This is a genomic window from Allorhizobium paknamense, from assembly GCF_030815125.1.
In the GTDB taxonomy this organism is placed as follows: domain Bacteria; phylum Pseudomonadota; class Alphaproteobacteria; order Rhizobiales; family Rhizobiaceae; genus Allorhizobium; species Allorhizobium paknamense.
Map to the genome: position 1 here is coordinate 17377 of NZ_JAUSWH010000008.1, position 21814 is coordinate 39190.

The 21814-nt window shown below is 59.9% G+C and carries 21 protein-coding genes; 10 read left to right on the plus strand and 11 right to left on the minus strand.

Features of this window, described 5'->3' with window-relative positions; translation table 11 throughout:
• Positions 1 to 53 precede the first annotated feature (53 nt).
• The 6 genes from QO005_RS13260 to QO005_RS13285 are packed head-to-tail and all read left to right on the plus strand — an operon-like array spanning position 54 to position 6013.
• Positions 54 to 1544: a sugar ABC transporter ATP-binding protein gene (locus QO005_RS13260; protein WP_307158526.1), complete on the plus strand. Its 1491-nt coding sequence runs from the start codon at positions 54 to 56 to the stop codon at positions 1542 to 1544.
• Complete coding sequence (locus QO005_RS13265; RefSeq protein ID WP_307158527.1) at positions 1537 to 2550, plus strand: ABC transporter permease; 1014 nt, start codon at positions 1537 to 1539, stop codon at positions 2548 to 2550. Before QO005_RS13260 ends, QO005_RS13265 begins: the two co-directional genes overlap by 8 nt.
• A complete protein-coding gene (locus QO005_RS13270) occupies positions 2550 to 3545 on the plus strand; it encodes an ABC transporter permease (RefSeq protein ID WP_307158528.1) in 996 nt (331 codons plus the stop codon). Before QO005_RS13265 ends, QO005_RS13270 begins: the two co-directional genes overlap by 1 nt.
• 1 nt (position 3546) lies before the next feature.
• The gene (locus QO005_RS13275; RefSeq protein WP_307158529.1) at positions 3547 to 4395 is read left to right on the plus strand and encodes a sugar phosphate isomerase/epimerase family protein; all 849 of its coding nucleotides are present in this window, start codon (positions 3547 to 3549) and stop codon (positions 4393 to 4395) included.
• 29 nt (positions 4396 to 4424) lie between these two features.
• Entirely contained in the window at positions 4425 to 5147 is a 723-nt protein-coding gene (locus QO005_RS13280; RefSeq protein WP_307158530.1) for a nucleoside triphosphate hydrolase, read from the plus strand.
• The gene (locus QO005_RS13285) at positions 5144 to 6013 is read left to right on the plus strand and encodes a D-psicose 3-epimerase (protein WP_307158531.1); all 870 of its coding nucleotides are present in this window, start codon (positions 5144 to 5146) and stop codon (positions 6011 to 6013) included. Before QO005_RS13280 ends, QO005_RS13285 begins: the two co-directional genes overlap by 4 nt.
• A 135-nt stretch (positions 6014 to 6148) precedes the next feature.
• On the opposite strand, the gene QO005_RS13290 is transcribed toward QO005_RS13285, so the two are convergent.
• The 9 genes from QO005_RS13290 to QO005_RS13330 form a co-directional block, all read right to left on the minus strand.
• A complete protein-coding gene (locus QO005_RS13290) occupies positions 6149 to 7138 on the minus strand; it encodes an ROK family protein (protein ID WP_307158532.1) in 990 nt (329 codons plus the stop codon).
• Positions 7120 to 7821 (minus strand): ribulose-phosphate 3-epimerase, encoded by a 702-nt coding sequence (locus QO005_RS13295; protein WP_307158533.1) that lies wholly within the window; start codon positions 7819 to 7821, stop codon positions 7120 to 7122. The genes QO005_RS13290 and QO005_RS13295 overlap by 19 nt, the downstream gene beginning before the upstream one ends.
• The gene (locus QO005_RS13300; RefSeq protein WP_307158534.1) at positions 7818 to 8633 is read right to left on the minus strand and encodes an alpha/beta fold hydrolase; all 816 of its coding nucleotides are present in this window, start codon (positions 8631 to 8633) and stop codon (positions 7818 to 7820) included. The genes QO005_RS13295 and QO005_RS13300 overlap by 4 nt, the downstream gene beginning before the upstream one ends.
• Positions 8630 to 9463, minus strand: coding sequence for a sugar phosphate isomerase/epimerase family protein (locus QO005_RS13305; RefSeq protein ID WP_307158535.1), 834 nt, complete (start codon positions 9461 to 9463; stop codon positions 8630 to 8632). Before QO005_RS13305 ends, QO005_RS13300 begins: the two co-directional genes overlap by 4 nt.
• Positions 9463 to 10539, minus strand: coding sequence for a Gfo/Idh/MocA family protein (locus QO005_RS13310; RefSeq protein ID WP_307158536.1), 1077 nt, complete (start codon positions 10537 to 10539; stop codon positions 9463 to 9465). Before QO005_RS13310 ends, QO005_RS13305 begins: the two co-directional genes overlap by 1 nt.
• 103 nt (positions 10540 to 10642) lie before the next feature.
• Positions 10643 to 11722 carry an ABC transporter ATP-binding protein gene (locus QO005_RS13315; RefSeq protein WP_307158537.1) on the minus strand — a complete coding sequence of 360 codons (1080 nt, stop codon included), beginning with the start codon at positions 11720 to 11722 and terminating at the stop codon, positions 10643 to 10645.
• A gap of 5 nt (positions 11723 to 11727) precedes the next feature.
• Positions 11728 to 12585 (minus strand): carbohydrate ABC transporter permease, encoded by an 858-nt coding sequence (locus QO005_RS13320; protein ID WP_307158538.1) that lies wholly within the window; start codon positions 12583 to 12585, stop codon positions 11728 to 11730.
• A 34-nt stretch (positions 12586 to 12619) separates the two neighbouring features.
• On the minus strand, positions 12620 to 13501 hold the full coding sequence (locus QO005_RS13325) for a carbohydrate ABC transporter permease (RefSeq protein WP_307158539.1): 882 nt from the start codon (positions 13499 to 13501) through the stop codon (positions 12620 to 12622).
• Between the two features lie 84 nt (positions 13502 to 13585).
• Complete coding sequence (locus QO005_RS13330) at positions 13586 to 14839, minus strand: ABC transporter substrate-binding protein (protein ID WP_307158540.1); 1254 nt, start codon at positions 14837 to 14839, stop codon at positions 13586 to 13588.
• Between the two features lie 127 nt (positions 14840 to 14966).
• Here QO005_RS13330 and QO005_RS13335 point away from each other — a divergent pair, with 127 nt between their 5' ends.
• From QO005_RS13335 to QO005_RS13345, 3 genes are all read left to right on the plus strand, one after another.
• Positions 14967 to 15341 (plus strand): CidA/LrgA family protein, encoded by a 375-nt coding sequence (locus tag QO005_RS13335; RefSeq protein ID WP_307158541.1) that lies wholly within the window; start codon positions 14967 to 14969, stop codon positions 15339 to 15341.
• Positions 15334 to 16032 carry an LrgB family protein gene (locus tag QO005_RS13340; protein ID WP_307158542.1) on the plus strand — a complete coding sequence of 233 codons (699 nt, stop codon included), beginning with the start codon at positions 15334 to 15336 and terminating at the stop codon, positions 16030 to 16032. The genes QO005_RS13335 and QO005_RS13340 overlap by 8 nt, the downstream gene beginning before the upstream one ends.
• A gap of 118 nt (positions 16033 to 16150) precedes the next feature.
• Positions 16151 to 17389, plus strand: coding sequence for an ROK family transcriptional regulator (locus QO005_RS13345; RefSeq protein ID WP_307158543.1), 1239 nt, complete (start codon positions 16151 to 16153; stop codon positions 17387 to 17389).
• A 189-nt stretch (positions 17390 to 17578) separates the two neighbouring features.
• Here the strand turns inward: QO005_RS13345 and QO005_RS13350 are convergent, their stop codons facing one another.
• Together QO005_RS13350 and QO005_RS13355 are read right to left on the minus strand one after the other, a co-directional pair.
• On the minus strand, positions 17579 to 18052 hold the full coding sequence (locus QO005_RS13350) for a chemotaxis protein CheW (protein WP_307158544.1): 474 nt from the start codon (positions 18050 to 18052) through the stop codon (positions 17579 to 17581).
• A complete protein-coding gene (locus QO005_RS13355; RefSeq protein ID WP_307158545.1) occupies positions 18052 to 20019 on the minus strand; it encodes a methyl-accepting chemotaxis protein in 1968 nt (655 codons plus the stop codon). The genes QO005_RS13350 and QO005_RS13355 overlap by 1 nt, the downstream gene beginning before the upstream one ends.
• A gap of 369 nt (positions 20020 to 20388) precedes the next feature.
• Between QO005_RS13355 and QO005_RS13360 the strand changes: the two genes are divergently transcribed.
• Complete coding sequence (locus tag QO005_RS13360; RefSeq protein WP_307158546.1) at positions 20389 to 21795, plus strand: LLM class flavin-dependent oxidoreductase; 1407 nt, start codon at positions 20389 to 20391, stop codon at positions 21793 to 21795.
• Positions 21796 to 21814 lie beyond the last annotated feature (19 nt).

Consider the following 21814-nt stretch of genomic DNA (forward strand, 5'->3'; position numbering starts at 1 on the left):
AGATCATTCAAGTGACTGCGCTGTCGCGCAGCCAGACGGGGAAACGCGCCATCATGAGTGCAGAACCGCTTCTTTCTCTGAAAAACATCAGGGTGACGTTCGGTGGAGTCCGGGCTCTCAAAGGCGTATCGTTTGAAGTCAATCCGGGTGAGGTGCATTGCCTGGCTGGTGAAAACGGCTGTGGCAAAAGCACGCTGATCAAGGTCATCACCGGTGTCTACACACCGGAGGAGGGGGCCGAACTGATCTTTGACGGCAAGCCGATTGCCGCCATGACGCCAACACTGGCGCAATCCCTCGGCATTCAGGTGATCTGGCAGGATCTGGCGCTGTTCGGTGAAATGTCGGTGGCCGAAAACATCGGTTTTCAGTTGGCGGTCAACGCCAGATACGGCCTGATTGACAAGCGCGCCATCGAAGAGGCGGCGAAAAAGGCCCTGGCACGGCTGGGCGTCAGCCTGGATATTCATCAACCCCTCAAAGAATTGCCGATTGCCCAGCGTCAGATCGTGGCCATCGCCCGGGCGCTGGTCGGCGAGGCCCGTCTCGTCTTCATGGATGAGCCCACCGCTTCGCTGACGCAATCGGAGGCGGATTACCTGATCGACATCGTGCGCACTCTTTCGGCCTCCGGCGTTGCGGTCGTCTTCGTGTCCCATCGTCTGGCGGAAGTGCTGGAAATCTCCCATCGCATCACGGTGCTGCGGGATGGGGCGCTGGTCGGGGTCTATCCCGTGGAGGGCATGACACAGTCACGCGTCACCGAATTGATGACGGGCCGCAATTTCGACAGCAATGTCATTGCCGCCGATCATGATGACGCGCCTGTCGTGCTTTCGGTCAGGAACCTGACGCGCCACGGTGAATTCACCAATGTGTCCTTCGACCTGCGGCGCGGAGAGACCTTGGGCATTACCGGCCTTCTGGGCGCGGGCCGCACGGAACTGGCCCTGACGCTGTTCGGTATGCGCAAGCCGCATTCCGGCGAAATTTTGCTGGAGGGGCAGAAGGTCAATTTCGGCTCGAACCGGGATGCGATCAGCGCCGGTATCGCCTACCTCTCCGAAGACAGGCTGTCGCTCGGGCTCAACCAGCCGCAGTCCATTGCCGATAACCTCGTCATGGCATCGCTGAACCGTTTGTTGTCGGGTGGCCTGATCTCGCCTTCCAGGAAGGCGTCTGTGGTTTCGCACTGGATCTCGGAACTGGGCGTCAAGATCGGCCTGCCGGAAGACCCGATCCGCACGCTTTCCGGTGGCAACCAGCAGCGGGTGGCGATAGCCAAGTGGCTGGCCATCGGCCCGAAGATCCTTATCCTCGATGCGCCGACTGTCGGCGTCGATGTCGGCGCGCGGGCCGGTATCTTCGAGATCGTCCGGAAACTGGCCGCGGAAGGCCTTTCGATCATCCTTATCTCCGACGAACCGCCAGAGGTCTATTTCAATGCCGATCGCGTCATCCACATGGTGGAGGGCCGTTTCCAGGCCGTCTATGACCCGCGTCATACATCGCTGCACACGTTGGAGGCCGCCGTCTATGCCTAGGCTCATCCAAGGTCATACGACCGAGTTCACCCTTCTGGCCGTGATGATCCTGCTTTGTGTCGGACTATCCTTCGGCACAGACCGGTTTTTTACCGTCTCCAATGCCTTTGATGTGCTGAATGTCTCTGCCGTCAATATCATCTTTGCAGTGGGGCTGCTGGTGGTGCTCATCTCCGGCGGCATCGACATCTCGTTTGCCGTCGCGGCATCGGTCGTTCAGTATGTCACGGTACTGGCGCTTGCTGCGCTGGGGGGTGGAAACTGGGCGGAAGGCTTTTTGATTGCCGGGGTCGTCGGCATCGGGCTTGGCTCCATCAATGCCTTTCTGGTCTATCGCCTGCAGATCATTTCCATTGTCGCGACCATCTCGACCTTCAACGTCTTCTTCGGCCTTCTGATGTTCTTCACCAAAGGCGTGTCGATCTATGACCTGCCGGACTGGCTCTCCACCCGCGTCGTGTTCTACGAGCACGAAATGGCGGACGGTTCCTGGGTGGAACTGACGCTTCCCGTCGTGGTGATGATCTTCTGCTGCCTGGCCACCTCCTTCATGATTTCGCGGACCACGACGGGCCGCAAACTCTATGCGTTCGGGGACAATCCCGAGGGTGCGCGGCGCTTCGGCATCAATATCGGCGCCATGCATTTCATCTCCTTCGGCTGGTTGGGGCTGATGGCCGGCATTGCCGGACTGATGCAGGCCCATTACGCGCAGGAGGTGGTGCCGAATGCGCTTTACGGGCGCGAGCTCGATGTTCTGGCGGCCACTGTACTGGGCGGCGCTCGGCTCGGCGGCGGCAAGGGATCGGTGCTGGGATGCGTGCTCGGCGTGCTGCTGGTCTCCATCACCCAGAACGGGCTCAATCTGATGGGGGTTTCTCCCTTCGCCTTCAAGATGATCGTCGGCGCCATCATCCTCGCCGCCATCACGCTGTCTTCTGCGCGGTTCGACCGGCTGCTGCCGGATGCCCTGAAGACATCCGCACGCAAGGGGGGCAAGCGGTGATGAAGACCTTCGTTCGGACATTCAATGCCATTTTCGGCGCGGATATGGGCGGGCCGGTGCTTGCCTTTGTCGCGGTCATGCTGATCTTCGGTCTGGCGGCAGACAACTTCCTTTCCATGGCGACCTTCGGTTCCGTGGCCTTCCAGCTTCCCGAACTCGGCCTGCTGACGCTGGCCATGCTGCTGCCGCTGCTCACCGGTGGCATCAATCTCTCCATCACCTTTGCGGCAAACCTCTCCGGGCTGGCAGCTGCCTGGGTGCTGCAAGCCCATGGCGGCGTGGATGCGCCTGCCAGCGCCTTCCTGCTGGCCTGCCTTGCAGCGCTTGTCACCGGTGCCGCTGCCGGTGCGCTGACGGGCATTGCCATTGCCTATACCCGCGCCCATCCGATCCTGGTGACGCTGTCGATGATGATCTTCCTCAGGGGGCTGGGGGAGTTTCTGACGCGCGGCGGCGATGTCTCCGGCTTTCCGGCCTATATTGCGCCCGTCGGTCATGGGTCGCTTTTCGGCCTTCCGATCCCGCTGCTGATCTTCATCCTTTGCGTGGCCGTCTGGCATGTGCTGCTGACCCGCAGCAAGCTCGGCTTCGGGCTGCTGATGATTGGCTCCAACATGGAAGCCGCCCACTATTCCGGCTTGAATACCCGCCGGATCGTGGTGCTGGTCTACACGCTGTCCGGCATCATGTGCGCGGTTGCCGGCCTCATCATGCTGGCCCGGTTCAATTCCGTCCGCGTTGGCCACGGTGAATCCTATCTGCTGATCACGGTGCTTGCGGCTTTTCTCGGCGGCGTCAATCCGTTCGGCGGCTTTGGGCGCGTGCTGCCGGTTTTCGTCGCCCTGATCGTGCTGCAATTGCTGTCGTCGGGCCTCAACCTGATGGGGGCAAACCAGCATCTCGCCACGGCGCTTTGGGGCGTGTTGATGATCGTGGTCATGGCCGCGCGCACGCTTGCGTCGCATTATCGCATTTTCATGAGAAAGAAGGCCTGACGTGCAAGGACTTGGCATTCACGCAATGATGTGGACCACGCGGTGGGACCATGCCGGGGCAGAGCGGGCCATTGCCGGTGCCGCCCATTACGCCCAGGATTTTATCGAAATCCCCTTGATCGATGTAGATGCCATCGATGCAAGCCACAGCCGTGCGCTGCTGGAAAAGCATGCGCTTCGGGCCGCCTGTTCCCTGGTTCTGCCGGAACCGGCCTGGGCCTCGGTGCGGCCCGATGCGGCCATCGACCATCTGACATCGGCGCTCGACAAGGCCGCCGAAATGGGCGCCGAGGCGCTGACCGGCGTAACCTATGGCGGCACCCATGAAAGAACCGGTTTCCCGCCCACTGAGGGCGAATATGACAATCTGACCCGGGCGCTCACGGCGGCCGCGAAGCACGCGAAGTCCCTTGGGCTTCAACTTGGCATCGAGGCCGTCAATCGCTACGAAAACCATCTGGTCAATTCGGCTGCCCAGGCGGTCGCCTTGGTCGAGCGGATCGGCATGGACAATGTCTTCGTGCATCTCGACACCTTCCACATGACCATGGAGGAGAAGGGCATCGCCAACGGCATTCTCGTCGCGCGCGATCACCTCAAATACATGCATCTCTCCGAAAGCGACCGCGGCACTCCGGGATATGGAAATGTGCCCTGGGATGCGGTTTTCGCGGCTCTGGCCGCCATCGGCTTCCGCGGCGCGCTCACGCTCGAAAGCTTCGCCAGCATGCCGGTGGAGATGGCGGGCGCCATCTCCACCTGGCGTCCCGTTGCCCCGAACGCCGAGGATGTCTTCGAAAACGGCCTCTCCTTCCTCCGCAACAAGGCGGTCCAGTATGGGCTCGTGTGAGCACAGGCGCGCAGGGAGGGAGAGAGTTCATGGCTGATACGGGTACGGCAGGTCTGGAGGCAACAGTCAGAAAGATCGCGGCAGCCTCCGCCGCATGTTTTGAAAGGCAAGGTCGCAGCCGGGTGCTCATCGCCATTGCCGGTGCGCCGGGTTCCGGCAAATCGACGCTGGCGGAAAAGGTCGTTGAGCTTTTGCGGGTTGAAGAGGGGCGTCAGGCAGCGCTCTTTCCGATGGATGGCTACCATTATGACGATGCCGTCTTGCGCGAGGTGGGGCGGCTCGCCTTCAAGGGCGCCATCGATACCTTCGATGCTCACGGTCTGCGGCATATGCTTGAGCGGCTGAAAGCCAATGAAGACGATGCGGTGGCGGTTCCGGTCTTCGACCGCGCAATCGAGATCGCGCGCGCAGGGGGGCGGCTGATCCCGCAAACGACGGAAATCATTGTCTGCGAGGGCAATTACCTGCTGGCGCGGCAGGCGCCCTGGGATCGGCTGAAGCCGATCTTCGACCTCACCATTTTCGTGGATGTCCCGGTGCAGGAGTTGCGTTCCCGCCTTGAGGAGCGGTGGCGCGGCTTTGGCCTTTCTTCGCAGGAGATCAGCCAGAAGGTCGAGGAAAACGATCTGCCGAACGGCATTTTCATCCAGTCAAACAGCGCGGAGCCTGATCTTCGCGTCAACAATAGCGCGGCAGTCGGCACAGCATCCGGCGAAGCCGCATCCATCCATCATGAAGGGAGGCATCCATGAAGCACGGAATCTACTACTCCTATTGGGAGCACGAATGGAGCGCCAAATTCGGCCCCTATATTGAAAAGGTGGCGAAGCTCGGCTTCGACGTGATCGAGGTCGCGGCGCACCATATCAATGAATACAGCGATGCCGAGCTTGCGGCGATCAAACAGAGCGCCATCGACAACAACATCATTCTGACCGCCGGGATCGGTCCGTCGAAAGCCAAGAACCTGGCCTCGCCGGATGCCTCGGTGCGCGCCGCAGGCAAGGCATTCTTCGAAAAGACGCTCACCAATGTTGCCAAGCTGGACATCAAGACCATTGGCGGCGCGCTGCATTCCTACTGGCCGGTCGATTATTCGCAGCCGGTGGACAAGGAAGGGGACAGGGCGCGCGGCGTCGAGGGCATTCACGGCATTGCCGATTTCGCAAACAATCTCGGCATCAATCTCTGCATCGAAGTGCTGAACCGGTTCGAAAACCACGTGCTGAACACCGCCGCAGAGGGTGTCGCTTTCATCAGGGATGTCGGCAAGCCGAACGTCAAGGTGATGCTCGACACCTTCCATATGAATATCGAAGAGGACAGTTTCGGCGATGCGATCCGCACCGCAGGCTCGCTTCTCGGCCACTTCCACACCGGCGAAAGCAATCGCCGCGTTCCGGGCAAGGGCCGCATCCCCTGGCACGAAATTGGTCTCGCGCTGCGCGAGATCAACTATACCGGCGCCGTCGTCATGGAACCCTTCGTCAAGACCGGCGGCACGATCGGGTCGGATATCCGTGTCTGGCGCGATCTGACCGATGGGGCAGATGAGGCGAAGATGGATGAGGATGCACGTAATTCGCTTGCCTTTTCCCGCTTCGTGCTGGGCGGGTGACGCGCCACAGCACACCTCGTCAGATAAAACCTATCGACATCATGTCCGGCGAACGCAGGTTCGCCGGACATGATTTTAGCTCGGATCAATTGAAACACCGGTTGCAAAAGCGTGATTTCAATGTTCCTGGAAAAGCTAGGGTTTTACACCCTCCGTGAGAAAAAGCAGCGCTGCTGCCCCCACCAGGCCGGAGTTCTGCCCAAGGGCGGCAGGCGTGACCATGACATCCTTGAAGGCAGGCATGGCCCATTGTGAGATATAGTTCTGGATGCCAGGCCGAAGCCGTTCGAACTCCTGGGAAAGCCCGCCTCCCATAATGAGGAGATCCGGGCTGAACATGTGAATGAGGCTGACGAACCCCCGCCCTAGAATTTGCGCTTCCTCATCGATCAGGCTGTTGGCAAGCCCATCTCCGGCACGCGCTGCCGCGAAGACGGAGCGACTGTCGATCGTGCTTCCGCCAGTTCCGAGCAAAGTCATCTCTTCACAGGAAAAGGCTCTTTCTCGCGCCCTTTGCGTAAACGCGGTGCCTGATCCATAGGCTTCGAAGCATCCTCGATTGCCACACGGGCAGAGCGCACCGTCCGGCATGACGGACATGTGGCCCACATGGCCCGCCATTCCCTTCCGGCCCCTCAGCACCCGGCCATCGGCAATCACACCGCCGCCTATGCCGGTGCTGACGGTGACGTAGACAAGGTGTTGCCTGCCTTTGCCAGCACCGAATTGCCATTCGCCAATGGCCGCGGCAATGCCGTCATTCTCCAGGGTCACCGGAAAATCGAACCGCTTCTGCAGTTCCGATTTCAGAGGAAAATCGGAAAATCCCAAGAGTGTCGGAATATCGCGGGCAATGCCGGAAACGGTATCGATCGGCCCGGGCGCGGAGACGCCAATGCCCATCAGCGGGATTGGCCCAAGGGAGGACGTCAACCCGTCGACGAGATGGCGAATTTGCGCAAGCACGCGTTCCGGACCCGCCGTGGCGGCGGTCGGCTCCTCAGCGCGCGCCAGCATACGCCCTGCCTCACTGATCAGCGCAGCCCGGACCCGCGTGCCGCCGAGATCGATGCCAACGGCAATTCGCTCTGATGCCGGATCTGCCGTCAGAGCGCGTGCAGCCATGCCATCCGGTCCGTCAATGAAGGAGCGTTGAAGGCGAGCGATCCCAGCACCACCGTTTCCGCCCCGTTCTGGCGCAGCAGTGGCACGGTATGTTCACGAATGCCGCCATCTGCGGCCAGCACGATCCGCTGCGCCGCTCCGGCTCCGGCAATAATCTTTCGCGCCGCACGCAGGCGCTCGCCCGCCCGTTCATCCAGCCCTTGCCCCTTGACGCCGATGGCGGTGCCGAGCAGCGTGACGAAATCGAGGCGATGAACGTAGGGCTGCAGCTTTTCAACGGGCGTTTCTACCTTCAGGACCATGCCGGCGGCAATACCGCGCCTTTCCAGAAGGTCGAGGGCTGCATTGGCAACGCTTTCATTTTCGGCGTGCAGGCTGATGAGATCGCTCCCCGCATCGGCAAATTGTTCGATCTGTGAAAGCAGGATTGCGTCCGCGACCATGAGATGAACATGGATCGGATGTTTGGAAATTCTGCGGATACCGGCAACCAGATCGGGAAAGAACAGCATGGCCGGGGCAAAATGTCCGTCGGCGACATCGATATGCAGAACATCGACGTGAGGATCGACGCGGGCGAGATCGTCGGCCAGCCGCACGAGATCGGCAGACCAGACGGAAAATTCCGCGATCAGCCGGTCCGCAGGAAGCTTGTTGATCCAGAGCTTGTCCGGTTTCGTCATTGGGGGAGATCCTTCAAAAATGAACTGATGGCGAGATGGAGATCGGCCAGATAGCGGCTGCGGCTTTCCGCTTTGGGCGTGATGTCCTTGAAGCGTGCGGAGGGGATGCGCTCGGCCAGTGCCCTGGCCGATGCAATGGGATGAATGGCATCCCGTGTGTGTCCGAGGATCAGCACGGGCAGGGAAAGCCGGGCGAGATCCTGATCGCTGACGCCGGGACCATCCTGCGAAATGCGGGTGAGCAACGCAGCCGTCACGCTCAACGGCTCCCGGTGGAAAAAGCCGGTCAGCGAAGCTAGATTGTCGGGCGCCTCCTGTGAGAGATGCCGCGCGGTTTCGCCAACCAGAAAGGCGGCTTTCGCCTCCTTAGCGGGCAGGGCCTGAAGAAGCCGCCCAACCTCGGCATTGGGCTGCATGTTGGCGGGCTGGGCTGCCGTGATCCAGGCTGGCCGCACCAGCACCAGTGCTTTCACGAGATCGGGGCGGTGAACCGCAAGCCGCAGCGCAATGGCCGCTCCCATGGAAATGCCGCCAATGGGGAGGGGAAAGGGCAGATGCGTTTCGATATAGGCGGCAATGTCCTCGGCGAAGGTTGCAATGGACAGGCGCGTCAGGTCACCGGCATGAGAGGGGCCATGGCCTCTGACTTCGACGGTGATGCGGCGAAAACCGGCCTTGGGCGGAAAGGCTTCATCCGTCTGATTGGCATCACCGCATAGGCCGTGCTGAAACAGCACCGGCGCACCCTGTCCGGCGGAATCGACATTCAGCACCGTTCCATCGGAGCATTTGAAAGCCTCGGATATCCTCATGGTCCGGCACCATGCAGGCATTGCATCAGGAAATTCGCGACACCGGCTGCTTCGGAAGCATCCAGTCCATGGGTGACAAGACCCTTGTCGAAGCCGATGGCCTTCAGCCTGCCTAGGTAATGCGGATAATCCAGCACACCCTTTCCGGCGGTGGCAAAGCTGCCGTCTGGATTGCGGTCCTTGGCATGGGCCATAACGATGCGGTCTGCGAGAAGATCGATGGCGGAAGCCACAATCCGGCGCTGTTCGTCCGGTGCCGCGCGCTCGAACAGATTGGCAGGATCGAGAACGATTTTCAGGCGCGGGCTTTGCAGGTCCTCGATCAGCCGATGTGCCTTTTCAGCGGAGTTGATGACATTGGCGAGTTCGGGCTCGATGCCGAGGTCCACTTCGTGGCGTTCGGCGATGTCAAGCGCAACGGCCATGGCGTCCAGAAGATCGCACCAGGCTTCGGGCGTGTTGTTGTCGGGATGCTCCTTCCACTGGTCGGCAGCGTCGCGCGTGCCGGTGCACAGCGTGATCAAGCCTGTCGACATGGTTCGGCATTGCCGGGCGATGACGTCAAGCCGCCGATGCCCGGCGCGGCGCACCTCGATATCGGGATGGATCATGTTGTAGGTGCCGGAGACGGCGACGATGCTGACCCCGGTGGTGGCGGAGGCCTTCGCAACGGCACGAGCCTCTTCCTCGGAAATGTCATCCGGCATAGAGGGCAGGCCGGAGCAGGCCATATTGTATTGCGTGCAGGCGAAACCCGCCTCGGCAACGGCCTTCAGCACATGCTGCGGATCTGTGCCCTCAAAAGTCTTGGCGAAAATCCCGATCTGCATCAGACGCCACCCGTGACATCTGCCAGTGCCACCGGTTTGCCGGTCTCCGCGGATCGGGCAATGGCCACCATGGCCCGCACGGAGGCAAGGCCGTCATCGACATCGGCCCCCTCCATTGGCGTTCCATCCAGAATGGTGCGGGCAAAACCTTCGACCTGGCGACGGTAGAAATGACCATCGGCCCCCAGCACGCGATGGGTTGCGCCATCGGCCTCGCGGAAGATATCGACCTCGCTGGTCTTGTAATACCAGGGATTATAGGTCTTGCCGATCACGCTGCCATTCTTGCCGTAAATCTGGAAACCCTCATGCCAGTCCATCCGTACCTGGACGGTAAGATCGAGGTGGCCAAGTGTGCCTGAGGCGAATTCCACATCCACGAACCAGCACCAGATGCCCGCGCGCTCGGAAAGCCGCGCCTGTACGGCGACAATGTCGCCAGCAAAATAGCGGGCGGTATCGATCAGGTGGCAACCATGGGCGAGCATATAGTAGCGCCGCAGATCGGCCTTTGGATTGGCGGAGGGTTTCTTTGCATGGGCGCTGGTGACGATCAGAGGCTGCACCGCATCCGTCATCGGATAACGGTGGGTGCTGTCGCAATACCAGGCCTTGAGCGCGATCATGTCGCCCATCTCATCGGCAATGAAAGATTTGGCCGCCTGAAGACCGGCATCGAAGCGCTTCATGTGGCCGACCTGAAATACCTTGCCGGATTGTTCGACGGCAGACTTCAACTCAAGGCATTCCTCTACCGTCAGTCCCACCGGTTTTTCGCAGAGGACATGCTTGCCGGCCTGCAGGGCGCGTAACGAAGCTGGCACATGGAAGGCGTCAGCTGTCGCGATGATCACGGCATCGATCTCCGGATCGGCCAGCATGCGGTCATAATCGCCATAGGTCTTTTCAGCGCCATGGGTGATGGCCATGCGCTCGCGTAGGTCATCGGCAATATCGCAGATCGCAAAGAGATCCGCATTGGCCGCTTTGGTGCAGCTTTCGAAATGGGCGGCCTGGGCGATCTGCCCCGCACCGAGCACACCCACCCGCAGGCGTCTTTCATGTTTGGCTGGCATTTTCGAAATCCTCTACTGTCGGGTCATGCCCTGGACGAAGGGTTGGGAGCATCATCGGACCGGCGTGACAGGAAGCTGGCCGGATGATGCTTCAGAAAAAAGGTTACAGCGCGAGACCGCTTGCGGCGTCGAACAGAACGGCTTTCGATAGATCGAGTGCGAAAGCGGCCTTCTCGCCGATGCGGACCGGGCTGCCGGTCGGCAGGCGCGCCATGATCTCCTGTTCGCCGCTGCGCAGGGCCACAAAGACATCGGGCCCGGTCGGCTCGATCACCTCGACATGGACATTCAGAACCGGACTTGCGGTTTTTTCCGTCGAGGCCAGCGACAGCCATTCCGGACGAAGCCCGAGCAGCACCTCATGCCCTTCCGGAAGCGATGTCCCGAGAGACGATGGCAGCGGCAGGGTGACATCTGCATCCGTCAGCGTCAGGATGTCGCCGATGATCCTGGTGCGCAGCAGGTTCATGGGTGGCGAGCCCATGAAGGTGGCCACGAAGACATTGGCCGGGCGATCATAGATGTCCTCCGGCGTCCCGAATTGCTGGAGAATGCCGTCCTTCATCACGGCAATGCGGGTTGCCATGGTCATTGCCTCGATCTGGTCATGTGTGACATAGACAATGGTTGCACCAAGCCGCTGATGCAGTTTCTTGATCTCCGTGCGCATCTCGACGCGCAATTTTGCATCGAGGTTGGACAGCGGTTCGTCGAACAGAAAGATCTTTGGCTGGCGCACCAGTGCCCGGCCCATGGCGACGCGCTGGCGCTGGCCGCCGGAGAGTTGGGCCGGGCGCCGCTTGAGAAGGTGTCCGATCTGCAAGAGATCGGCCACCTTGCCCACACGCTCCCGGCGTTCTGCCTTCGGCACTCCGCTCATTTCGAGGGAAAAGCCGATATTTTCCTCGACTGTCATGGCCGGATAGAGCGCGTAGGACTGGAACACCATGGCGATATCGCGCTCTTTCGGCTCCAGGCCGTCTACGGAATGTCCGTCGATGGTGATGCTGCCGGAGGTGTGGGCATCGAGACCTGCAATGATCGACAACAGGGTGGATTTGCCGCAGCCCGACGGGCCGACAAGCACCAGGAACTCGCCGTCCTCGATGGCAATGTTGATGTCCTTCAGAACCGCGAGGCTGCCGAAACTCTTGGTGAGATGGGTAATCGAAAGATGGGCCATATGTGTTATCCTTTGACGGCACCGGCCATCAGGCCACGGAGGAAATAGCGCCCGGCGGCGACATAGATGATGATGGTGGGCAGGGCCGCGATCATCGCCGCTGCCATATCCTCGTTATAGGCCTTGGTGCCGGTGGAGGTGTTGACGAGATTGTTGAGCGCCACTGTGACCGGCTGGTTGGAGCCGGCGGCGAAGGAAACGCCGAACAGGAAATCGTTCCACACGCCGGTGAATTGCCAGATGATCGACACCATGACGATTGGCCAGGAGATGGGCAGGAGAATGCGGAAGAAGACCGCCCAGAAACCTGCGCCATCGACCCGCGCCGCCTTGAAGATCTCGCCGGGCACCGTGACGAAGTAGTTTCGGAAAAACATCGTGGTAAAGCAGATGCCATAGATGACATGGACGAGAACGAGGCCGGGAATGGTGCCCGCAAGCCCGAGCAGGCCCAAGAGCCCAGCCATGGGAATAAGGACGATCTGAAAGGGAATGAAGCAACCGAAAAGGATGAGGCCGAACAGGATATTGTCGCCTCTGAAGCGGCAGATGGCGAAGACGTAACCGTTCAGCGCCCCCAGAGACACCGAGATCAGCGTGGCCGGAATGACGATCAGGAAGGAGTTGCCGAAATAACCCTTGAGACCGCCGCAGGTGACCCCGATGCAGGCCGAATTCCAGACGGATCGCCAGGCATCGAGCGTTGGCGTCTTTGGAAAGGACAGAAGATTGCCGCTGCGGATTTCATCCATGCTTTTCAACGATGTGAAGACCATGGAGAGAAGCGGCGCCAGAAAGGCGGCAGCGGCCACCGCAAGGCAGGCATAGACGAAAACCCGCCCGGCAATCCGGGATGCCCGCATTGCTGGTCTTGAACGGTTCGGCGGGCTTACACGATCAGGCGCGGCGATCATGGCGAAGCTCCGAATAGAGATAGGGAATGATGATGCTGGCAAGGGTGGCGAGCATGACCGTGGCGCTGGCGGCGCCAACTGCAAGCTCATTGCGGGTAAAGGTCATGGAATACATGAAGGTCGAAGGGAGTTCGGTGGAAACACCCGGCCCGCCCTTCGTGAGCGCCACGACGAGATCATAGCTCTTGATGGCAAGATGGGTTTCGATGACAAAAACCGTCAGGAAGACGGGGCGCAGGGCCGGAATGATGATGCGGATATAGACCTTGTGGATTGGGGCGCCATCGATGCGGGCCGCCCGCAGAATTTCCGTATCGATACCGCGCAGGCCCGCCAGGAACAGAGCCATGACAAAACCCGTCACCTGCCAGACGCCGGCAATGACAATGGTGTAGATCGCCATGTCAGGCTCGACCAGCCATTGGAACGTGAAGCTTTCCCAGCCAAGGCTGCGCATCATGTGCTCCAGCCCAAGGCCCGGATTGAGCATCCATTGCCAGATCACGCCGGTCACGACAAAGGAAAGCGCCATGGGGTAAAGAAAGACCGCCCGGAAAAATCCCTCCATCCTGATCCGCTGATCGATCAGAATGGCGATGAACAGGCCAAGGCAGGTGGCGCCGAGGATGTAGAGGCCGCCAAAGATTGCCATGTTTTCGACAGCCGTGATCCAGCGCGGATTGGCAAAAAGCCGCTCATATTGCCGCCAGCCGACAAAATCGAAACGGGCAAACATTTTCGACCCGGTAAACGACAGGATCGCGGTATAGGCAATGAAGCCGTAGACGCATACCGCGATGGCAGCGACCGACGGTGACAGGACAATGGCTGGCATCCCGTCCCGGAGGCGTTTTGAAATGGACATGGTTCTGTTCCGGATTGGCTTCTGGATAGCGCGACCGGTTCCGCCGCATGGGGCCTTGCGGCGAAACCTCTGGTATCGGCTCCGTCACCTTGCCGCGTCGATGGCCTTGACCAGCGCTGCCACGGCATCCGCAGAGGACATGTCGGAGTTGAAATGCTGGGTCACGACATCGAAGATGGCGCGCTGGATCGCAGCAGGTTCGGCGTGACCATGGGCAAGCGAGCCCATCATCGTGCCGGAGGCCTCGGCGGTCTTCAGGTCGGCCATGGATTTCTGGGCGCAGGCATCGAAGCTTGCGACAGAGACATCCGTGCGGGCTGGGATCGATCCCTTGACCTTGTTGAAGGCCTCCTGGAAGGACGGCGACATCACGCTGGATGCCAGCTTGCGCTGGGCTGCGACCTTGCCTTCGCCAACCGGGAACATGGCAAAAAAGTCGGTGTTGAACAGGAAGGAGCCGTCCGTGCCCGGGGCGGTGACGCAGAGAATATCGACACCCGGCTTCAGATTGGCCTTGACGATTTCACCCTTGGCCCAGTCGCCCATCAATTGCATGCCGGCCTCGCCCTTCAGCACCATGGCGGTGGCAAGGTTCCAGTCCCGGCCGGAGAAGTTGGGATCGACATAGCCGCGGATCTTGCGCATCTGGTCGAAGACCTTGAGCATCGTCTCCGAGGTCAAGGCCTTTTCATCGAGCTGAAGGATTGCCTTTTTATAGAAATCCGGACCGCCAATGCCCAGCACCACGTCATCGAAGATCGTCGTATCCTGCCAGGGCTGACCGCCATGGGCGAGGGGAATGATGCCCTTGGCCTTCAGCTTGTCGGCCACGGCGTTGAATTCATCCCAGGTCTTTGGCGGTGTCAGGCCGTTATCGGCAAAGACCTTTGCGTTGATCCACAGCCAGTTCGGGCGATGGATATTTACCGGCACCGCCTCCCATTTGCCGTCATGCACGGCAAAGGCCTTGATCGCATCCGGCACGACCTTGTCCCAGCCTTCCTTGGCTGCAACATCGCTCAGGTCGCCCAGCAGGCCTTCTTCCGACCACTCGTTGACCGCCATGCCCAGCAATTGCGCGGCGGTCGGCGGATTGCCCGAGGTGACGCGCGCCTTCAGGGCGGTTGCGGCAGCTTCACCACCGCCACCGGCCACCGGCATGTCCTTCCAGGTCACGCCCTGCTTCTGCAGGTCGTCCTTCAACACGCCGACCGCAGCCGCTTCGCCGCCAGATGTCCACCAATGCAGTACCTCCACGCTCTCCTCAGCAAAGGCGCTTGCAACCACGGAACTGCTGAAGAAAGCCGCAAGGGCTATCGTTCTTACCCTGAAATGCATAGTTTTCCTCCCTTGGGCGGACCCAATGCCACCCTTCCGCAAAACAACCAGATCCTCCTCTGTTTGTTTGGATTGAAAACAAACATAATACGCGGTAGGTGTCAAGCAGTGAACAAAGGAGCCTCGCATGCTGGCCGGATTAACGGTTCTTCTGGTTTTCCAACTGGCCGGAGAAATCCTCGCCTACAGTCTGGGCGGAGTTGTCCCCGGCCCGGTCATTGGCATGGCGCTGATGACCGTGACGCTTGCCGCCACGCGGCATGTGGAAAGTCTGCAGACGACCCATCAGCGCACCATCGCGACCTCCGGCGCCATTCTTGCCAATCTCGGCGTTCTCTTCGTGCCGGCAGGTGTCGGCATTCTCCAGCATCTCGATCTCATTCGCGAACGGGGATTTGCGCTGTTTGCCGTGCTGCTCCTGTCGACCGTGGTGACGCTGACGGTTACCGTCTGGGTCTTCATCCTGGTCAAGCGGCTTTCCGGAGGCTATGCCGATGAATAACAGTCTTTGGGTCTATCTCGCGACATCGCCGCTGATCTGGCTGACCGGGACGCTCGCCGTCTGGCTGGCGGCCAGAAGTCTGGCCGCGCTTCGCCCCGGCAACCCCTTGCTCAATCCCATCATGATCTCGATTGCGGTCATCACGACCGTGCTTTACCAGAGCGGCATTGCCTACAAGACCTATTTCGCGGGCGCGCAATTCATCCACTTTCTGCTCGGTCCGGCAACCGTGGCGCTTGGCATTCCGCTTTATGAAAAACTGCCGCTGGTGCGGCGAAACCTCATCCCCATGCTTGCGGCCCTGATCGTGGGGTGCCTGACGGCTGTAGGCTCGACCGTGTTCCTCGCACATCTTTTCGGCTTCACGCCATCCATTGTCGCCTCGCTTGCGCCGAAATCCACCACGGCGGCGGTTGCCATGGCTATTTCCGAAAGTCTCCATGGCGATCCGGCGCTGACCGCCGCTGTCGTCATTCTGACCGGTATCTGTGGTGCCATCATCGTGACGCCGATGATGAACGCCATGCGGATCAAGGATTATAGCGCGCGCGGCTTTGCCGTCGGCCTGACGTCTCATGGCATCGGCACGGCGCGCGCCTATTCGGTTGATCAGGTGGCGGGACTGTTCTCCGGCATCGCAATGGGCCTGAACGCGATCCTGACATCGCTGATCGTGCATCTCTTTTTTTGATAGGGTGCGGTGTTTCAGTAAAGCAGGAAATTGCTTTAAAAACTTGTTTTTACGCATTCCCTGACGGGAAACCGGTTCACATTTTTCTCAAGACAATACTCTAGATCGGGAGTTCGCGATGTCGATGCCAAGTGCCGTCCGGCACATCAACGAAAAACGGGTGCTGGATGTCGTTTTCCGCCAGGGCAAAGTCAGCCGTGCGAATATCGCCAGGGAACTCGAGATCACCCGCTCGACAGCCAGTAATCTTGTGGCGGGCCTGGCGGAAGAGGGGCTGCTGGTCGAGGACACATCGGAGGATGACAAGAGTGCCGGCACCGGGCGCCCGGGCACCTTTGTCCGGCTCAACCCGCACCACGCCCTGTTTGTGGGCGCCGATATCGGCGTGGGCCGGATCACGGTCGTGGCCCTCGATTTTGCAGGGGCGGTCGTTTCGCAACAGCATTTTCCGTTGGCGCCGGATCAGTTCGATCCGCAAGCCACGCTGCGGCAGCTTTCCGAGCGGGTAAAGGAAGTCGTGAAGCCCTATCAGCAGGAATACGGGGTCAAAGGCCTGTGCGTTACAGTTCCCGGTGTCATCGATAAATCCGGCATGGTGCTTCGCGCACCGTTTCTCGGGTGGCGCAGCGTTCCCATCCTGGAGGAACTTACGCAATTGCTGCCGGACATGCCGGTGATCGTCGCGGAAAACGATGCCAATGCCTTTGCCTTTGCCGATCACTATCGCAATGGACATCCTGTCGAGGAAACGGAAGTCTATCTGTTCCTGGACGCGGGCATTGGCGGCGCCATCATTTCCGGCGGGCAACTGTTACGGGGTCATGATGGTTATGCCGGAGAACTGGGCCACATGATTCTGGGGGAGCGCGGGTTTGTCGAGGTTGCGACACTGCCCGGTTCGTTTGAAAGCTTCATCGGGCGGGATGCGATCCTTGCCCGCCATCGGCACCATGGCGGACAGGCGGATGACATAGATGCGTTCCTCGCCAAGGCCGCCGGGCCGGATGAAGCCGCAGTTTCGGCCATGCGTGACTGGGCCTTTTATCTCGGTCGCGGCCTTGCCATCATCAGCAGTATCTTCAACCCCACCCGCATTGTTCTCGGTGGCCCGGTGGCTCGGCTTTTTTCCAGGTGTGAGGAGGATGTGCTGAGGAACACCCGCCAGAACCTGCTTTCAGACCATCCTGTTCCGGCTATTCTGCTGTCCCGGCTTGGCCTTGAGGGGCCGGCACTGGGCGGCGCTTCCATGCTTCACCGCAGCCTGTTTTCGGTTCAGGAAAGTCTGGTCTTTCGCAAGGGCCAGACCAGAGTGTTTTCAGGAAAAGGGGAAGCCGGTTTTCGGTCCGGAAACGCGTAAAAACAAAGATTCCCGCGTCCCATTGGCCTGCCCATGATACCTACAGCGAACCTTTGTGCGCCATATATGGCGCACAAAGGTTCGCTGTAGCGCTTTAAATCTGCTGCATAATTCCTTAAATCGATTCCGATTTAAGGAATTATGCAGTAGGGCAAAACCCGGATTTTACTCCGGGTTTCGCAAGGTGGTTCACGCCGCCGCAGCCCATTCGCCGCAGTCATCGTCCTTGAACATGCGTTCGAGGTTCAGCAGGCAGATCATGCCTGTGCCATGCACGATGATGCCATCGGAAAAATCCGTGCCGGTGCTGCTCGTGGGCGGAACGGGTTGCAGGTTTTCCGCAGGAACCGTCAGGATGTCGGAGACGGCATCGACCAGGAGCCCTACCACCGTATCGGCAACATCGGTGACGATGATGGCGCTGCGCTCGTTTGCCTGCATGCCCGGCATGCCGAGCTTGACGGCAAGATCGACGATGGGCACGACGGTGCCGCGCAGATTGATGACGCCGACGACCTCCTGCGGAGAATGCGGCAAGGGGGTTGCGGGGGCCCAGCCGCGAATCTCGCGGATCGCGGTGGTTTTCACGCAAAACTCCTGACCATGCAGCCGGAAGGCCAGGATCTCAAGGCCACCGGCTTGGCCATTCAGCACGGCGCGCATCAAAACTCCTCCCAGCTTTCAGCCTTGGCTGCCGTTTGCAGGCCCATGGCGCGGGCGACTTGCCCCACCATCCGCCGTGCGGGAGAGGCCACCGGGCGGTGTTGTGCCTCAGCGGCAACCGGTCTTGCCGAGCCTGAGGCCACCGCCGGAGCGTAACGGCTGGCTCCAGCAACCTGACCGTCGAGCTGGAACTGCGAAATCAGTTGGCGCAACCGTCCGGCCTCTGAAGCCAGCGAGGAACTGGCCGCCGTCGACTGCTCGACCATCGCGGCATTCTGCTGGGTTACCTGATCCATCTGGTTGACGGCGGTATTGACCTCGGCAAGGCCAACCGATTGCTCGCGGGAGGACAGAGCAATGGCATCGAGCTGGGTGTTGATGGTGATGACATGGGTTTCGATGGCCTTCAAAGCCTCGCCGGTTGCCCGCACCAGCGTCACGCCATTGCTGACCTCGCTGGCCGAGTTGCGGATCAATTCCTTGATCTCCTTGGCGGCCTGGGCTGAGCGCTGGGCAAGCTCGCGCACTTCCTGGGCAACGACCGCAAAGCCCTTGCCCGCTTCGCCCGCACGGGCGGCTTCGACACCGGCGTTGAGCGCCAGAAGGTTGGTCTGGAAGGCGATCTCGTCGATCACGCCAATGATGTTGGAAATCTGGCTGGAGGACTGTTCGATACGCTGCATGGCATCGACGGCATTCGAGACGACTTCACCGGACTGACGGGCCGAGTGATTGGCTTCCATCGCCACGTGGCGGGCTTCTTCCGCACGCTTCGAGGAGTTGGCGACATTGGTGGTGATCTGGTCAAGAGCGGCGGCGGTTTCTTCCAGAGATGCGGCCTGCTGCTCGGTCCGCTTCGACAGATCCTCGGCGGCCTGGCTGATTTCCCGCGAGCCGCTATCGATGGAGCCCGTGGCTTCGGCGACGGCTGCGAGGGTCTCGCTGAGCTGGTTGACGGTGGCATTGAAATCATTGCGCAGGCTTTCGAAATCGGAAGCGAAAGGCTGGTTCAGACGGAACCGCAGATCGCCACGCGAAAGATGCTTCAGGCCATCAGCCAGACCGGACGTGGCCTGGGCCATGTCCTCAGCGCGCTTACGGTCCAGTTCTGCCACGCGAGCGCGTTCTGCTTCACTGGCGGTGCGGACACTTTCAGCCTCACGTTCCAATTCCCGCGCCCGCAGACCGTTTTCCTTGAAGACCTGTACGGCCTTTGCCATGCCGCCTACTTCATCACGGCGCTCCGTGCCGTCCACGGTCACGGAGAGATCGCCATCTGCCAGAGTTTGCATGGTTGCGGCCACCTTGCGGATCGGCAGCACAAGCCAGGCGCGGATGGCAAAGAAGCCAATGGCCAGAACGATGGCCAGACCTGCGACGATAGCACCCACCGTCGCCATGGCGGCCTGGTTGGAGCCGTCAGACAACACCTTGCTCTTACTATCGGTCGACGCATTGAAGTCGTTGACGATCTGGCTGAATTTCGGGGTCACGGCCCGGAAAGCCGGCTGACATTCCTGAAGAAAAGCATTCTGGGCCTGCTGGACCTGTGCATCGGAATTGCCGCTTTGGCCCAATGCAATCGTGTTCTGGCAGGCGACATCGAGAATGCGCAGACCCTCGGTTTTTATCGCCTGAAGATCAGGGTTTTGCGGTGCCGCAGCCATGGCCGCGTCCATGAATTTTGCGAAGGAAGCGCGCGACTGGCTGATCTCCTGTGCAGCACTCGCATTGTCCTTGTCCGAGCGGGCGATTGTCAATTCAGCGATGGCCGTACGGGCGCCCTGCAGATTTCTGTTGGCCCGCGATACCGCCGTTGCCGCCGTTGCATCGTTCGACAGGAGATCGGAGTATGAGTTGTCGATTGAAAGAATACGCACGCCTGCATAACCGGCAACGCCGAGGGCAAAGACCCCGAACAGCGCCATAATGGTTAAAAATTTGCCAATAATCGGGAGGTTTTTCATAGAAGGTTTCCGGGTTTTGTTTCTTTTCAGGCCCGGAAAAGCGCAATTTGTTACTTTGTTCCGCTAGCGGTTCGAACATGATTAAAGATTTATGTATGAAATAGTATGATAGGTTGATAGAGCAACTTCAGATGACGCCTCGTCATCTTTGGGTTGCGTGAGGGGCGTGCCGAAGCAAGGGGAGTGGGTTTCGGCTGATAATGGATGCGCGTTGACAGGTGTTCGATGGGCAGCAGTCCGTTCTAGCGCTCCCCATGGGGCATGAAAAATTCTTCCGCCAAATCGCAAAATTATATTCTATAATATCTATAGAATTATAGCGGTTCTGCGATGCTTCTCCCAAGGCTTCATGCCAATGGGGAGAACACGATGACCGGCACAATCCATTTCAACGCCTTCGATATGAATTGTGTGGGGCATCAGTCACCGGGGCTTTGGGCGCATCCGCGGGATCGTTCGTGGAAATACAAGGATCTGGATTACTGGCAGGATCTGGCCCGCACGCTGGAGCGCGGCATATTCGATGGCATCTTCATTGCGGATGTCATTGGCTATTACGATGTCTACAAGGGCAGCAACTACCACGCCATTCATCAGGCCGCGCAGTTCCCTGTGAATGATCCGATCCAGCTTGCGGCTCCGATTGCCCTTGCCACCGAGCATCTCGGCATCGGGATTACGGCGTCCACCTCTTTCGAACATCCATACACCTTCGCCAGACGGCTGGCGACCGCCGACCATCACACCAAGGGCCGTATCGGCTGGAACATCGTCACCTCCTATCTGGAAAGCGGTGCCCGCAATGTCGGGCAATCCGGTTTGCAGCGGCATGACAATCGCTATGAGATCGCCAATGAATATCTGGAGGTGGTCTACAAGCTGCTGGAAGGTTCCTGGGAGGAGGGGGCCGTGGTTCGCGATCGGGAAAAGCGCATTTTCACCATCCCTGAAAAAGTTCATGAGATCGGCCATCACGGCAAATATTTCCAGGTGCCGGGCTATGGCTTGACCGAGCCTTCTCCGCAGCGCACGCCGGTGCTCTATCAGGCTGGCGCTTCCGGTCCCGGCAAGAAATTCGCCGCCGAACATGCCGAATGCGTCTTCGTTGCTGCCCAGACCAAGACCATTCTCAGAAATTACATCCGCGATATCGAGGAGCGCCTTCAGGCGGCTGGCCGGTCTCGCGACGATATCCGCATTTACAATCTCCTGACGGTGATTGTGGACGAGACGGATGAGAAGGCGCGCTCCCGCTTCCGGGATTATCTCGATTATGTCTCCTATGACGGCGCGCTGACCTTCATGTCCGGCTGGACCGGGGTGGATTTCTCCCGCTATGCACCGGATGACCTAGTGCGCAAGGTCGAGACCAATGCGATCCATTCCGCCATTGAAAGCCTTTCGGAAGGTGATCCGAACAAGCGCTGGACCATCCGCGAACTCGCCGAATGGGGCAGTATCGGCGGCATGGGGCCGGTCGTGGTCGGTTCGCCGCAGACGGTGGCGGATGAATTGCAGCACTGGGTGGAGGATACCGGCGTCGATGGCTTCAACCTCGCCTATGCGGTCACGCCGGAGACCTTCGAAACCATCGTCGACCTGCTGGTGCCGGAACTGCAAGCCCGCGGCGTATATCCCAAGGCTTACCGCCCCGGAACGCTGAGGGAAAAGCTCTTCGGCAAAGGTCCTTATCTTGCCGAAAATCATCCTGCAAACCGCTACCGCGATATCGAAGCCCTCAAGCGCAGCGAAGCGCTTCTGGCCACCGGCAGTTGACCCCTTCATCCAGAAACAA